The 15,883-nt window shown below is 71.7% G+C and carries 5 protein-coding genes; all 5 read right to left on the minus strand.

Annotated features, from left to right (window positions below; genetic code table 11):
• Window positions 1-501 precede the first annotated feature (501 nt).
• The 5 genes from QM779_RS09090 to QM779_RS09110 all read right to left on the minus strand — a co-directional run bounded on the left by QM779_RS09090 (window position 502) and on the right by QM779_RS09110 (window position 15,841).
• A complete protein-coding gene (locus QM779_RS09090) occupies window positions 502-1,092 on the minus strand; it encodes a MazG family protein (protein WP_428538378.1) in 591 nt (196 codons plus the stop codon).
• A gap of 26 nt (window positions 1,093-1,118) precedes the next feature.
• Window positions 1,119-1,649, minus strand: a complete 531-nt coding sequence (locus tag QM779_RS09095) for a hypothetical protein (RefSeq protein WP_428534395.1) — start codon at window positions 1,647-1,649, stop codon at window positions 1,119-1,121.
• A 69-nt stretch (window positions 1,650-1,718) separates the two neighbouring features.
• Window positions 1,719-5,297: a transcription-repair coupling factor gene (gene mfd, locus QM779_RS09100; RefSeq protein WP_428534397.1), complete on the minus strand. Its 3,579-nt coding sequence runs from the start codon at window positions 5,295-5,297 to the stop codon at window positions 1,719-1,721.
• Window positions 5,298-5,993: 696 nt separating this feature from the next.
• Window positions 5,994-14,864 (minus strand): Ig-like domain-containing protein, encoded by an 8,871-nt coding sequence (locus QM779_RS09105; RefSeq protein ID WP_428534399.1) that lies wholly within the window; start codon window positions 14,862-14,864, stop codon window positions 5,994-5,996.
• A 536-nt stretch (window positions 14,865-15,400) separates the two neighbouring features.
• Window positions 15,401-15,841 (minus strand): hypothetical protein, encoded by a 441-nt coding sequence (locus tag QM779_RS09110; protein ID WP_428534401.1) that lies wholly within the window; start codon window positions 15,839-15,841, stop codon window positions 15,401-15,403.
• Window positions 15,842-15,883 lie beyond the last annotated feature (42 nt).

Consider the following 15,883-nt stretch of genomic DNA (forward strand, 5'->3'; position numbering starts at 1 on the left):
TACCCTACCGGCAGGCGCCCTGCACAGCTCCCGCGGGGAGCAAGGTGGAAGGGTGAACAGCGCGCCAACGAACCGTGGCCGGATGTGCGCGAAGTCCTGCGCGCGGACACGCTCGTGGCGGCGGCCCTTCGTGACGCTGCGGGCCTCGTCCCTCGCCCCGCCGCTCCTCAGGGACCGTCAACCAGCGCACGCCCCACGTCATCCATGGCGCGATTCCGCCCCTCTGTCCATCCCACTCGTCCCACCCGTTACGGCATGCGCCCCGAACGGCCGGATCACGTCAGGGTGGCAGCGAGACGGGTCACGTCCACCACCTGCTTGGCCGCGGCCGGAGTCAGCCCACCGGGTCGCACGATGGCCTCGCGGACGGACACGCATGACGCGATCCAGCCATAAGCGGGCCGAAGAGTGACCAGTGGTGCGGAAGGGACGAGCAGAGTGGCCGGATCACGTCATGACCGGTCGGACGCACTCCATAGACGCTGACCCGGGATCTCCGGGTCAGGCCTGCGACTCGGCGGACTGGACGCGGGACTCCAGGGCGCGCAGGGCGGACCTGGCCTCCTGCTCGGGGTCGAGGCCGAGGGCCTCGGCGCGGGCAACCAGGGCGAGGAACTCCCCGCCGAGGGCGTCCGCCGGAACCTCGGTGGCGTGGACGCCGAGCGACTCCGGCGGTAGGCCGTGGCTGCGGGCCCGGACCAGCACCTTGTGGGCGCGGGTGAGGGCGGACAGCTGCTCCGGGATCCCGTCCAGCGCGGACGCGCGCGACTTCTCGACGGCCTTCGCCCGCTCCCAGGACCCGACCAGGTCGTCGGGCACCGCACCGTCACCGAACACGTAGGGGTGCCGGGAGACCAGCTTGTCCGCGATCCGGCGGGCGACGTCCTCGATGTCGAAGCGACCGTCCTCCGCGGCGATCTCGGCGTGGAACACGACCTGCAGCAGCAGGTCACCCAGCTCCTCGGCCAGGTGCTCGTCCGTGCCAGCCTCGATCGCCTCGACAACCTCGAGCGTCTCCTCGACCAGGTAGCGGACCAGGGTCAGGTGCGTCTGCTCCGCGTCCCACGGGCAGCCCGAACGGAGGCGGTGCATCACCGCCACGAGGCGTTCGAGCTCGCTCACTCCTGCTTGATCGGGGCCTCGGACGACAACGAGCCGTTGCTGCCGTCGACGATCGAGAACTGGGTCGGGTCCCAGGTGCCGAAGCGCGGGTTCAGGTCCACCGACGTCGCGGCGAACTGCTTGGTGAACGCCGCCTTCCCCGCGTCGGTGCTGACGATCAGGCTCGCCTCGACGTAGTCGTTGATGAAATCGGTCGCCGCCGGGTCCTTCACCAGCGCCGCGAGCGTCTCGTTGCCCGCGATCTCGGAGTCGCGCTTCTCCTGCGTGACGGCGAGCGAGGGGTCCGCGGCCGCAGCCGCGGCCGCCACCTTGCTCTGGATCATGATCGACAGCACGGTCGCGCTGAAGGCACTGCCCGTGTCGGCAGTGTCCGAACTCGCGTTGGCGAGCGCCTGCGCCGGGCCGTCTACCTGCGCCTGGCTGATCGGCGTCCCGTTCACGTAGGCGGCGATCTGCGGGTTGCCGGTCGCGCAGCCCGTGAGCGCCAGCACTCCCGTCGTGGCCAGTGCCGCGAGCTTCAGTTTCATCTTCCGTCCCATCACGATCCGGTTCCGGCCCGTCCCGCCCGACCTGGCGGACGGCCCGCCTGCGCGATCCTACCCGCTGGCGACGGGGGTGAAGACGTCGGCCATCACCTTGGCCGCCCACGCGAGCAACGGTGCGTCCGTGACCGGCGCTCCGCCGATCGGGCGCGTGACCGGGCGCGGCACCAGCAGGACCTGCTGCACCTTGCGGTACTGCGATCCGGGGTACAGCCGGGACGCCCGCAGCTGAGCCGACTCGGGCAGGTCGGCCGGGGCGAAACGGATCATGTTCCCCTGCGCGACCACCTCGTGGACGCCGTGCCGGCGGGCCTGCAGCCGGAAGGACGCGACCGCCAGCAGCGCCTCCACCGGGGCGGGCAGCGGGCCGTAACGGTCCAGCAGTTCGTCCCTGACCGCAGCGATGTCGGCGTCGGCCGCCACCGCGGCCAGCCGCTTGTACATCTCCAGCCGCAGCCGCTCGGACTCGATGTAGTCGCCGGGCAGGTGGGCGTCCACCGGGAGCTCGATCCGCATCTCCGGCTCGGGCTCGGCCTCCTCGCCCCGGAAGTCCGCGACCGCCTCCCCCACCAGCCGGATGTACAGGTCGAAGCCGACCTCCGCGATGTGGCCGGACTGCTCGCCGCCGAGCAGGTTGCCCGCGCCACGGATCTCGAGGTCCTTCATCGCGATCGCCATGCCGGCGCCCAGGTCGGTGTGGGCTGCCATCGTGGCCAGCCGGTCGTGCGCGGTGTCGGTGAGCGGCTTCTCCGGGGGGTAGAAGAGGTAGGCGTAGCCGCGCTCGCGGCCGCGTCCGACCCGGCCACGGAGCTGGTGCAGCTGGGAGAGGCCGAGCAGGTCGGACCGCTCGATCAGCAGCGTGTTGGCCGTGGAGATGTCGAGCCCGGCCTCGACGATGGTCGTGCAGACCAGCACGTCCGCGCGCCGCTCCCAGAAGTCGACCATCACCTGCTCGAGCGCGTGCTCGTTCATCTGGCCGTGCGCGACGGCGATCCGGGCCTCCGGGACGAGCTCCGCCAGCTGCTGGGCGGTCTTCTCGATGCTCTGCACCCGGTTGTGGATGAAGAACACCTGGCCCTCGCGGGCGAGCTCGCGGCGGATCGCGGCCCGCACCTGGTTCGCGTCGTACGGTCCGGCGAAGGTGAGGACGGGGTGCCGCTCCTCCGGCGGCGTGGCGATCACGCTCATCTCACGGATGCCGGTGATCGCCATCTCCAGCGTCCGAGGGATCGGCGTGGCAGACATGGCCAGCACGTCGACGTTGAGCCGCAGCTTCTTCAGCTGCTCCTTGTGCTCGACGCCGAACCGCTGCTCCTCGTCGATGATGACCAGGCCGAGGTCCTTGAACGCCACGTCCTGCGCCAGCAGGCCGTGGGTGCCGACGACCACGTCCACGCCGCCGTCCGCGATCCCGGCGATCACCTTCTTCTTCTCGGCGTCGGTGGAGAAGCGGCTCAACGCGGCGACGGTCACGGGGAAACCCGCGTACCGGTCGGCGAACGTGGCCTGGTGCTGTTGGACGAGGAGGGTCGTTGGGACGAGGACGGCGACCTGCTTGCCGTCCATCACCGCCTTGAACGCCGCCCGCACCGCGATCTCGGTCTTGCCGTAGCCCACGTCGCCGCAGATCAGCCGGTCCATCGGGACGAGCTGCTCCATGTCGTGCTTGACCTCGGTGACCGCGGCCAGCTGGTCGGGCGTCTCGACGTAGGCGAACGCGTCCTCCAGTTCGCCCTGCCAGACCGTGTCGGGGCTGAACGCGAACCCCCGGGACGCCTGCCGCGCTGCGTACAGCTTGATCAGTTCGGCCGCGATCTGGCGGACGGCCTTGCGGGCCCGCGACTTGCGCTTGGTCCAGTCGGCGCCGCCGAGCTTGTCCAGGGTCGGGCTCTCCCCGCCCACGTACCGGGTGACCAGGTGCAGCTGGTCCATCGGGACGTACAGCCGGTCGCCGGGCTGGCCGCGCTTGGACGGCGCGTAGTCGACGACCAGGTACTCGCGGGTGGCGCCGGCCACCGTCCGCTGGACCATCTCGACGTACCGCCCCACGCCGTGGGTCTCGTGGACGACCGCGTCACCGGGGCTGAGTTCGAGGGGGTCGATCTGGTTCTTGCGCCGGGCCGGCATCTTGCGGGACGCCTTGTCGGCCTCACGCTGCCCGGACAGGTCTCCGGCGGTGAACAGCTCCAGCCCGATCGTGGGCAGGCTGAAGCCGTGGCGCAGCTCGGCGCGGACGATGCACGCCAGCCCGCTGGGCGGCGGCCCGGTGAGCTCGTCGGGGCGGGTGACCGGGATGTCCGCGCCCTTCAGCACCTCCTCCATGCGGGAGGCGAGGCCGGTGGAGTCGGCGACCAGGACCGTCCGGCGGCCGGCGGCGACCGACGCGCGGATCGTCGCCACCGCCGCCTCGGTGTCACCGCGCCAGACCGGGGCCTCGGTGGCCTCCAGCGTCCGGGTGGGGACGCCGAAGTCGATGCGCTCCCCCACCGGGGCTCCCGACGTCGCGTCCGGCGCGACGTCCTCCCCGGCGCTGAACGGCGAGAGGCTCCACCACGACTGGCCGAGTTCGAGGGCGTGCGCGCGGACGTCGGCGAGGCTGCGGTAGGCGGACGCGCCGAGGTCGATCGGCGCCCTGCCACCCTCGGCGGCCGCGGCCCAGGACGCGTGCAGGAACTCCTCGCTGGTGACGACGAGCTCGTGCGCGCGAGCCCGGATGCGTTCGGGATCGGACAGCAGCACCTGCGTGTTCGCCGGCAGCACGTCGATCAGGAGTTCCAGCCCGTCGACGAGGACCGGCGCGAGCGACTCCATGCCGTCCACGGCGTGGCCGTTGGCGATCCGTTCGAACAACTCCCCGAGGTTGCCGGGCTCGTTGAGCTGGGTCGCGGCGAGCTCGGCCGCGCGCGCCCGCACGTCGTCGGTGATCAGGAGCTCGCGGCAGGGCGACGCGACGACCTCGTCCAGCGTGGTGTCGAAGGAGCGCTGGTCGGCCACGGCGAAGGGCCGGATCTCCTCGACGGTGTCACCGAAGAAGTCGATCCGGACGGGGTGCTCGAGCGTCGGCGGGAACAGGTCGATGATGCCGCCGCGGACGCAGAACTCGCCGCGCCGCTCGACCAGGTCGACGCGGATGTAGGCGGCGTCCACCAGTCCCTGCGCGACCTCGGCGAGGTCGTAGTCGTGGCCGGCGACAAGGGTCACAGGCAGGAGGTCGGCGAGGCCCTTCACCTGCGGCTGCAGGACGGAGCGGACCGGCGCGACCACCACGCGCGGCGCGGGCAGCTCGTCGTTGCCGACCAGTCGGCGCAGCACAGCGAGCCGGCGTCCGACGGTGTCCGAGCGCGGGCTGAGCCGCTCGTGCGGGAGCGTCTCCCAGGCCGGGTAGTAGGCGACGTCGTCCGCACCCAGCAGCGAGCCGAGCGCGGCCGTCGCTGCCTCCGCCTCCCGGAACGTGGAGGTGACCAGCAGCAGCGGACGGGCGGTCTGCGCGGCCAGCGCCGCGACGAACAGCGGACGGACCGCGTCGGGCAGCGTGAGGTCGAGCGCGGGGACGCGTCCGGACCGCGCGTCGGCGATGGCTTCAGCCAGGACCGGTTCGCCGCCGACGAGGTCGACCAGGCCGCTCAGGATCACCGGCACACCTTACCCAGCGCCACCGACACCGGCTCGTCGTGCAAGCCGCCACGACGCCGGCACCGGCGCCCTCCCGATCCACCGAGACGGCGGCCCTTCGTGACGCGGCGGGGCTCGTCCCTCACCCCGCCGCTCCTCAGGGACCGTTCACCACCACCCTTCGCTGTCATCCCGGGCTTGACCCGGGATCTCGAACCCCACGAGACGGCACCGACCCCGAGATCCCCGCCTTCGCGGGGATGACACAGTCGCCTCTCCCGTCATCCCGGGCTTGACCCGGGATCTCGAACCGCAGGAGACCCCACCGTCTACGAGATCCCCGCCTTCGCGGGGATGACAAGGAAAGAGGGCGGGACGACACAGTCGCCTCCCCACGTCATCCCGGGCTTGACCCGGGATCTCGAACCCCCACGAGACGCCACCGTCCACGAGATCCCCGCCTTCGCGGGGATGACACAGTCGCCTCTCCCGTCATCCCGGGCTTGACCCGGGATCTCGAACCCCCACGAGACGCCACCGTCCACGAGATCCCCGCCTTCGCGGGGATGACACAGTCGCCTCCCCCGTCATCCCGGGCTTGACCCGGGATCTCGAACCCCCACGAGGCCGCACCGCCGCCGAGATCCCCGCCTTCGCGGGGATGACAGAGTGGCAGTGCTGTCATCCCGGGCTTGACCCGGGATCTCCTCGGCGGCGTCAGGCGGTGCGGCGGCGGCGCCAGGCCACCAGGGCGACGCCGGCGACCAGCAGGGCGAGGCCCAGGCCGAGCGCTCCGCCGACCTCGGCACCGGTGTACGCCAGCGAGTCGCTGCCGGACGAGCTGTCGGAGTCGGACGCGGCCGCATTGGGGACCCAGGCACGGGCCTGCGCCGACGTCGGGTTCCCGCAGCTGTCCGTGACCCGGTAGCCCACCCAGCTGGTCCAGCCGTGGAAGCCGGACTCCGGGGTGAACACCAGGGTGCCGTCGCTCTTCGCCACCCAGCGGCCCTCTCCGTCCACCGTGAGCGACGTGACCTCCCGAGCGGGATCGCCGACGAGGAGCACCACCGAGGTGGCCAGGAGCGTGCAGCCGCTGCCCCCGGTGTCGTTGCCGATCACGTCGATGACCACCGGCTGGTCGGGCTCGGTGCCCTTCACCTGGTCGGCGCTCGCCGCCGGTCCGGCCGCGATCACCGCGGTCACCGTGCTGGTGGTCACCACGCCGTTGGTGTCGGCGACCTCGTAGGCGACCGGCGTCGTCGTACCGGTGAAGCCGGCCACCGGGGTGAACGTGACCGAGCCGTCCGGGTTCACCCTCCAGGTCCCCTCGCCCGCGACCACGAGCGTCCTGCCGCCGTCCGTCGCGTCCGGTGAGGTGAACACCACGCTGGACGCGACCAGCGGCGCCGAGTCGTCACCGGGGACGTCGTTGCCGAGCAGGTTGATCGTCACCGGCGTGTCGTAGGCGCCCGAGCCGCTGTCGGTGGCCGCCTCCGGAACCACGGGGGTCACCGTGACGGTGATCGTGGCGCTGACCGAGTTCCCGAAGCTGTCGGTCACCTCGTAGTCGACCGGGGTCGCCACTCCGGTGAACGCCGGCTCAGGGTCGAAGGTGACCGTGCCGTCGTCGTTCACCGTCCAGGTGCCCTCGCCGGCCACCACGAGGGTCGTGCCCCCGTGGGTGGCGGCGGCGGACGTGAACCCGAGCGAGCCCGCGTCCAGCGTGCCCCTGCGCGCGGCCCCGTCGTCGCCGGCGGTGTCGTTGCACAGCGGGCAGAGGGTGATGTCCACGTTCTGCAGCGTCGTGCCGCTGTCGTCCAGCGCCGTCGGCAGCCCGCCCACCGTCACCGTCATGGTCGCAACCGCGGGGGTGCCGTTGGCGTCGGCCACCCGGTACTGCACGGGATCGGTCGTGCCGGTGAAGTCGTCGGCGGGGGTGAACGTGACCGTCCCGCTGCCGTTCACCTTCCACGTGCCCTGGGTCGTGACCAGGGTCTTGCCGTTCGCGCTCGCACCGTCGGCCGTGATCACCACGCTGCCGGCCGACAGCGGCGCGGACGCCGCCCCGGCGGTGTCGTTGCCGAGCACCGTCAGCGTGACCGGGGTGTTCGCCGGCGTGGTGGCGGTGTCGTTGGCAGCGGTCGGGATGATCTCGGCGACGGTCACGTGGATCTTCGCCGTGGTCGGGTTGCCGAAGCTGTCGGTCACCTCGTACGTCACCGCGGGGACGGTGCCCTCGAACGTCGCGTCCGGGGTGAAGGTGACCGCACCCGTGACCGGGTCGATGGTGAAGGTGCCCTTGTCAGCGATCACCAGGGTCCTGCCACCATTGGTGGCGTCCGGCGAGGTGAACACGACAGTGGTCGGGACCAGCGTGCCGCGACCCGGGGTGCCCGTGCCGTCGTCGCCGGCGAGGTCGTTGGCCAGCGGGTCGAACGTCACCGGGACGCCCTGCGGCGTGGTCGGGTAGTCGTCCGTTGCGGCCGGCGGCTCGCCGATCGTCACCGTGAGCGTTGCGGACGCCGTGGTGCCGTTCTGGTCGCTGACCGTGTAGTCGACCGGGGTCGCCTCGCCATGGAAGCCGGTCTCGGGCGCGAAGGTGATCGTGCCGTCCGCGTGCACCGTCCAGGTGCCCTCGTCGTCCACGACCAGGGTCTTGCCGTCGGCCGATACGCCGGCCGTGGTGATCACCACGCTGCCCGGCACCAGCGGGGCCGAGGCGGCACCGGGGAGGTCGCCGTCGAGCACCGTGGTGGTGACCGACAGCGTGCCGTAGGGCGCGTGGTTGGTGTCGTCGTCCGCGGTCGGGGTGATCGGGGTGACGACGATCGTCCAGGAGGCCTTCGCGGTGGTGCCGTGGCTGTCGGTGACCGCGTACTGCACCGCGGTGGTGGTGCCGACGAAGTCCGCGTCCGGGTCGAACGTCGGGACGCCGGTGACCGGGTCGATCGTCCAGGTGCCCTCACCGTCGACGACCAGGGTCCTGCCCGAGTGGGTGGCGTCCGCCGAGGTGAGGACGACGGACGTCGGATCCAGCGTGCCCGGGACGCCCGCGCCGTCGTCGCCGGCCGTGTCGTTGGCCAGCGGGGTGGCGATCTGGACCGTCACGTTCTGCGGGGTCGTGGCCGAGTCGTCGACGGCCTTCGACGCCGCGCCGACGGTCACCGTCAGGTACGCGGTGGTGTCGTGGCCGAAGCTGTCGGTCACCTGGTACTGCACGGACGTGCTCGCGCCGGTGAAGGACGGCAGCGGGTCGAAGCTGACCGTGCCGGTGGCCGGGTCGATCGTCCAGGTGCCCTGGCCGGCGATGACCAGCGTGTGGTCGCCGTCGGTCGCGGCAGCGGGCGTGAACACGACGGACGCCTTGTCGAGGGTGCCGGGCACCCCGTCCCCGTCGTCGCCGGCGGTGTCGTTGCCCAGAGGGCTGAGCGTCACGGTCGTGTCGTGCGGGGTGACGGCGGAGTCGTTGTCCGCCTCCGGCGGGTTGCCGACCGAGACGGTGACCGTCGTGGTCCGCGTGGTGCCGTTGTCGTCGGACACGGCGTAGGTGACCGGGTCGGGCGTGCCGGAGAACCCGTCCGCCGGGGTGAACGTGATCACGCCGGTCGTCGCGTTGACCGTCCAGGTGCCGTCGTCGGTGACCAGCGTCCGGCCGCCGACGGCCGCAGCCGGGTCGGTGATCACGACGGTGGTCGGGTCCAGCGGGACGGCCGGGTCGCCGGGGGTGTCGTTGTCGAGCACGTCGACGACGACCGGGGTGCCGTACGGCTCGTGACCGTTGTCGGCGACCAGGACCGGGCTGACGCCGGTCACGGTCACGGTGAGCGCGGCGGACGCGGTGTTGCCGAAGCTGTCCGTGACCCGGTAGCCGACGGCCGTGGTCGTGCCGGTGAAGGCCGGCAGCGGCGTGAAGGTCGCCTGGCCGTTCGCTGCGATCGTCCAGGTGCCCTCACCGGCGACGACCAGCGTCCTGCCGCCGTCCGTCGCGGAAGCGGAGGTGAACTCCACCGACGTCTTGGTCAGCGTGCCGGACGTGCCGGCGCCGTCCGTGCCTGGGGTGTCGTTGCCGAGTTCGGCGATCGTCACCGGGATGCCCTGCAGCGTGGTGGCCGTGTTGTCGACCGCTGCCGGAGGGGTGCCGACGGTGACGGTCAGCGTGGCCGTGCCGGTCTGCCCGAGCTCGTCGCTCACCTGGTAGGTGACCGCCGTGGCCGTCCCGCTGAAGCCGGACGCCGGGGTGAAGGTGACCGTTCCGCTCGCGTTCACCGTGTACGTGCCCTCGGCGTTCGTCAGGGTCCTGCCGTCGGGGCTCGCCCCGGCACCGGTCAGCACCACGCTGCCGGTCTGGAGGGCGGCCAGGCCGCCCGCGGTGTCGTTGGCCAGCACCGGCGTGGTGACGGCGGTGAGGTACGGCGTGGCGTCCGTGTCGTCCACCGCGGTCGGGGCCGCGGGGCTGTGCACGGTCACGGTCACCGTGGCGGACGTCGTGGTGCCGTTGGCGTCAGCCACCCGGTAGGTGATCACGGCGTCGCCGGTGAACCCCTCCTTCGGGGCGAAGGTGACCTTCCCCGAGGTCCCGTTCACCGACCACGTCCCGTCGCCGTTCTCCAGCCCCTTGCCGTCCGCGTCCGCGCCCGTGGTGGTGATGACGACGGACGTCGGGTCGAGCGGCGCGGAGGCCGCGCCCTCGAGGTCGTTGGTCAGCACCGGGACGGTGACCGGCGTCCGGTAGGCGGTCGAGGCGCTGTCGTCGTGGGCGAGAGGGACGACCGGGGTGACGGTGACCCGGATGCCCGCGGTCGCGGGGTTCCCGTAGCTGTCGGTGACCTCGTACCCCACGGCCGCCGTGGTGCCGGTCCAGGACGTGTCCGGGTCGAAGGTGACGGTGCCTGCGGCGGCATCGATCGTCCACGTGCCCTCGGACGTGACCAGGGTGCGACCGCCGTGCATGGCCGCCGCCGCGGTGAACCGCACGGAGGCCGGGTCCAGTGTGCCGGTGATGCCCGCGCCGTCGTCACCGGCGTGGTCGCCGTACAGGACGCTCAGGGTGATGTCCACGTTTTGGGGCGTGGTGCCGGAGTCGTCGGCGGCGGTCGGCGGGGTGCCGACCGTCACGGTCAGCGTGGCGGACGCCGGCGTCCCGTTCTCGTCGAGCACCTGGTAGGCGACCAGGGCGACGCCACTGAAACCGTTCGCGGGCGAGAAGGTGATCGCGCCGTCGGCCTTGACCGCCCACGTGCCCTCGCCGGCCACGACCAGGGTCTTGCCGGCATCGGTGCTGCCCGCGGTGGTGAGGGTGACGGTGCCCGGCTGCAGCGGCGCCGAGGCGGCGCCCTCGGAGTCGTTGGCCAGCACGGTCGTGGTCACCGGCGTGCGATACGGCGTGTGGGTGGTGTCCGGGTCGGCGGACGGCGTGATCGCCGCCACGGTGATCGTCACCGTCGAGGCAGCGGTGTTGCCGAAGCTGTCGGTGAACCGGTAGCCGACCGCAGTGGCGGTGCCGGTGAACGCCGGTTCGGGGTCGAACGTGACCGCGCCCGTCGCCGGAGCGATCGTGTACGTGCCCTCGCCGGGGACGACCAGCGTCCGGCCGGCGTTCGTCGCGTCGGAGGACGTGAACACCACCGAGGCGGGGAGCTTCGTCCCCTGGTTGCCGAGGCCGCCGGCTGCGGTGCCGTCGTAGCCGGCGGCGTCGTTGCCGAGGAGGTCGACCGTGACGTCCACGTCCTGCGGGGTGGACGCGACGTCCGGGCTGGCCACCGGCGGCTGGCCGATGGTCACGGTCAGGGTCGCGGTGTCGGTGGTGCCGTTCGTGTCGGCGACGACGTAGCTGACCGCCGAGGCCGTGCCGCTGAAGCCGCTGGCCGGCGCGAAGCTGATCTGCCCCGGGTGGGCCGCGTCGATCGTCCAGGTGCCGTCGACGGTGGCCAGCGTCGTCGTGCCGTCGGCGAAGGTGATGCCGGCGGGGACCAGCGGGACGCCGACCGCGCCCGCGACATCGTTGGCGACGACGTCGGTGGCCACCGACGCGGTGCCGTAGGGGGCGTGGTTGGTGTCGTCCTTCGCATCGGGGACGATCGGGGTGACGGTGACCTTCACGGTGGAGGCCGCGACGTTGCCGAATCTGTCGGTGACGGCGTAGGGAACCTCCGGCGTGGTGCCGGTGTAGCCGGCGTCCGGGGCGAAGGTGATGGCGCCCGTGGTGGCGTTGATCGAGAACGTGCCCTTGCCGGCGAGCACGACCGTCCTGCCGGCGTCGGTCACGCCGGCGCCGGTGAACCCCACCGAGGTGGCGACCAGCGTGCCGGAGTGGCCCGCCCCATCGGTGCCGGCCTCGTCGTTGGCGAGCGGGTCGAACGTCACCGGGGTGTTCTGGGGAGTGGTCGCCGCGTCCTTCGCCGCCGACGGCGGCGCTCCGATCGTCACGGTGAGGGTGGCCGTGGTGGTGGTGCCGTTGGTGTCGGCGACCCGGTAGGTGACCGGGGTGGCCGTGCCGGTGAAGCCGGACGCCGAGGCGAGGGCGATGTGGCCGGTGGCGGTGTCGACGGTGTACGTGCCGTCAGCGTTGGTCAGCGTGGTGGAACCGTCGCTGAACACGACCGAACCCTTGACCAGCGGGACGCTGCCGTCGCCGGCGGTGTCGTTGGCCAGGACGTCGGTGTCGACGGAGGCGGTGCCGTACGGGGCGTGGTTGGTGTCCGCGGCGGCGACCGGCGTCACGCCGGTGATGGTCACCGTGACGGTGGCGGTCGCGGTCTGGCCGAGTTCGTCGGCGATCCGGTACGGCGCAGTGACCGAGCCGGTGAAGCCGGGCAGCGGCGCGAACGTGACCGTGCCGTCGGCGTTCACCGTCCAGGTGCCCTTGCCTGCGACGACGAGGGTCTGGGCGTAGCTCCCGTCCGACTTCTTGAGGACGACCGTGGTCGCGTCCAGCGTGGCCTTGCCACCGGCAGTGTCGTTGGTGACCGGGGTGACCGTGACCGGGCTCCCCTGCAGGCCGGAGCCGCTGTCGTCCGACGCGGACGGGGCCGGCGGCTTCGCGACGGTGACGGTGAGGTTCGCCGTCGCGACCGTCCCGTTGGCGTCCGCGACGCTGTACGGCACGGCGGTGGTGGTGCCGGTGAAGCCGGCGGCCGGGGTGAAGGTGACGTTTCCGGAGTCGTCGGCGCTGTAGGTGCCCTGGGCGGTGGTGAGGGTGTCGGTGCCACTGGCGGTGAACACCACGCTGGCAGCGACGAGCGGGACGCTCACGTCGCCGGCCGCGTCGTTGCCGAGGATGCCGAAGGTGACCCGTGTCCGGTAGGCGGTGGTGGCCGAGTCGGCGGCGGCGGTCGGGGTGATCGGGGTGATCGTGATGATGATCCCGCTGGTGGCCGTCAGGCCGAAGGTCGAGTCGGTGACCTGGTAGGTGATGGCCTTCGCGATGCGGGCGATGTTGGACGCCGGGGTGAAGGTGACCACGCCGGTGGCGGCGTCGACCTCGTAGGTGCCGTCGGAGTTGACCAGCTTCCTGCCGCCGTTGCTGACGGTGTCGCCGCTGCCCGCGACCAGGACCACCGAGGTGGGATCGAGCGCGCCGACGGTGCCGGTGCCGGAAACGCCGGCCGTGTCGTTCGCCAGCGGGTTCACGGTGGTCGCAATGTTCTGCTTGGTGGTCTTCGTGTCGCCCGTGGCGGCGGGCGGGGTGCCGATCTTCGTCGTCACCGTCGTGGTCGAGTCGGAGTCGGTGGACGGGCTGCCGGAAACGCTGCTGCCGGTCGGAGCCGCGGTGTTGACCACCTTGCCCGCGGTGACGTCGGCCGCGGTGACGGTGTAGGCGCCGGCCGTGCAGGTCGTGGACGCGCCCGGCGCGAGGGTGGTGGCCGCGCAGGCCTCACCGGTGAGCAGGGTGTCGTCCACCCCCACACCGGTCACCGCCACGTTGCCGGTGTTGGTGATGGTGAAGCCGTAGGTCAGCTGGTCGCCGGCCCGGAACGGGTTGCCGCTCGACAGGCTCTTGACGATCTTCAGCGTGGCGGTCTGCGCGATGGTGACGGTGACCTTGTCGGAATCGGTGACCGAGCCGGCGGAACCCTCACCGCTCGGCGGGGACGCGGCGACGGAGGCGGTGTTGACGACCTTGCCCGCCTCGACGTCCGCCTGCGTGACGGTGTAGGCGTTGGCCGTGCAGGTCATCGACTTGCCGACCGCGAGGGTCGTCGCAGGGCAGCTGACGCCGGTGAGCAGGTTGTCGGTGAGCGCCACCGCGGTCAGGTCCCGGTTGCCGGTGTTCGCGACCGTGAAGCTGTAGGAGATCGTGTTGCCCGCCTTCGTCGGCGTCCCCGTCGCGGTCTTGGTGAGCGTGATCTGCGGGTTCTTCACCTCGTTGGTGAACGTGCAGGTGATGTACGCGCCCTGCCCGTCCGAGCCGGTCGTGGGCATCGTGACGGTCGCGGACGTGGCCGATCCGGAGGCGAAGGACAGGCCGGTGTTGGCGTTCACGCAGTCGTAGGTGCTCACGTAGTTGCTCAGCGTGGTCGTCCCGGACGCGGCCTCGGCCACCGTGTAGGTGAGCCCCGGCAGCACGAGGACCGAGTCGGTCGCCACGGTGGTGTTCGTGCCCGTCGTGGTGGCGGTGGCGGTGGCGGGCACACCGTTCCCGGACAGCGACACCGTGAACTGGTCGCCGGACGCCTTGCGGTCGACGACCTTCTTCTTGACCGCGTCCATCACGGTCGGGGTCGCGCAGGAGCCCAGGTCGGCGAAGAAGCGCCCGTAGGAGGTGATCTCCTGCGAGGAGACGCTGGCGCCGCTGGTCGGGTTGAACTTGTACAGCGTGGAGTAGGTCGAGCCGCTCAGCGACATGTACAGGTAGCCGTCGGACGCGAAGGCCACCCCCGGGTACTGGCTCTTCGGCAGGTTGTTGGCCAGGGTCGTGTAGGTCGGGTTGGTGCCGCTCAGGTCGCCGGCCTTGATCTCGCGCAGTGCCCCCGCCTCGGCGGTGGACGAGACCGCCAGGTACAGGTTCCCCTTCGCGTCGAAGGCCATGTCGGCGTTCTTGCCCAGCCAGGTGGTCGTGGCGGCCAGCACGGCCTTGCCGCTCGAGAGGTCGACCTTGTACAGGTAGAAGGCCTCGCCGCTTGTCGAGCCGACGCCGGCACCGAGCCAGTAGGCGCCCGTGGACGGGTCGACCGCGCCCGCCTTGATCGTGACGAGCGAGCTGTTCAGGCCGGTGATCGGCGTGGACGTGGTCGCCCCGGTCGCGTTCTTCCAGGTGTAGACGGTGGCCGACCCGGACGCCGCGTCGCTGATCGCGTAGGCCGTCCCGCCGTCGCCGGAGATCCCCAGCGCGTTCAGCTTGACCGTGGTGCCGCTGGCGAAGTTGCCGATCGCGGACGCGGCCCCGGTCGAGGTGTTGACCCGGATCAGGTCACCGTTCTCCGTGACGTTCGCGCCGCCGTCTCGCACCGCGTAGACGTAGCCGTTGCCGCAGACCAGGTCGCCGGTGGCAGCGGTCGCTGCCGTGGTCGGCCCGGACAGTGCCAGCCCCAGCGTCAGGGGCAGCGCCAGCAGCGCAGAGATCGCCTTCCTGGTCCCGTAGTGCGCCATGTCCTCAGCTCTCAGCCACGGGTCCCCGGCACGATGGCGGTGGTCAGGACCCGCCCGGGACCCCTCCGGCGAGTCGTCGATCGACCGGAGCGGAGCCTAACGAGACCCGCGCGGGTGACTCCGTCCCCGTCGGGGGGACCCGCGTCCACCCCTTGGGACGGCGTTTGTCCTAGTCGGACGGGGTTCCGCGGGCCCGGGCCACACCCCGTCGAGAGCGTTTCCACTAGTCAGCAGGGTGCCAGGCTCCCGGATGGGGGCGTCGACGACCGCGTGCGACGACCACCGTGCGCTCGAGCGGCCCCGGAGTTTTCGAAAACTCTGGGCCGGACGCCGATCAACCGGACGCGCACCCGCGTTAACAAGGGTTAATCCCGCCTTCGCCGGCCCGGCGTTGACGGCCATCGTTCGCGTCGAAAGCCCTTGTCGGGGCCGTGGTCCTCGACGGGAACAGTGGTCCTCGGTCAGGACGGGGTGGCCCTCACGAACCGTGGACCGAAAGAGGAACCGTCCCCTCCTCGGTCGACGGCGACGCGACGTCAGCGCTTGATCGTGCCGTACTCGACGCCCTTGACGCACTGGGTGGCGCCGGGGGCGACGTCGGCGGTGATCTCGAACGACTCGGTCTTGCCAGGGGCGAGGTCCTGGACGACGGCGAAGCCCCGTCCCATCACGTCACCCGAGGCGGTCGTCCAGCTCACGGTGACGAGGAAGTCCTGCGTGTCGGGCAGCGTCGAGGTCAGCGAGCCGGACACCTTCTGGGTGCCGGCCTCCGTGGCGCACTCGCCCAGCGTCAGGTCCTTCACGTCGCCCTGGGAGTCCTTCACGACCGGCGGCGTCGGCAGGTCGGTGGGAGACACCCGGCTCGGGTCGACCGACACGGCCGTCGGGGTCGGGGTCGGCGTTGCCTGCGTACATCCGGCGAGGGCGCCCACGAGCACCGGAGCGAGCAGGACGCCGACGATGAGCTTTATGTTCATGATCTCCCTGGGTCTACCGACTGGTGGGCCTGAGTGTCCGTT

It is taken from the genome of Propionicimonas sp. (genome assembly GCF_049840635.1).
GTDB lineage: Bacteria > Actinomycetota > Actinomycetes > Propionibacteriales > Propionibacteriaceae > Propionicimonas.

What these genes read in the sequence shown, in the direction of transcription:
- QM779_RS09110 (WP_428534401.1), bottom strand. Translation starts at nt 15,841, where the DNA reads ATGAACATAAAGCTCATCGTCGGCGTCCTGCTCGCTCCGGTGCTCGTG.
- QM779_RS09090 (WP_428538378.1), bottom strand. Translation starts at nt 1,092, where the DNA reads ATGCACCGCCTCCGTTCGGGCTGCCCGTGGGACGCGGAGCAGACGCAC.
- QM779_RS09105 (WP_428534399.1), bottom strand. Translation starts at nt 14,864, where the DNA reads ATGGCGCACTACGGGACCAGGAAGGCGATCTCTGCGCTGCTGGCGCTG.
- QM779_RS09095 (WP_428534395.1), bottom strand. Translation starts at nt 1,649, where the DNA reads ATGAAACTGAAGCTCGCGGCACTGGCCACGACGGGAGTGCTGGCGCTC.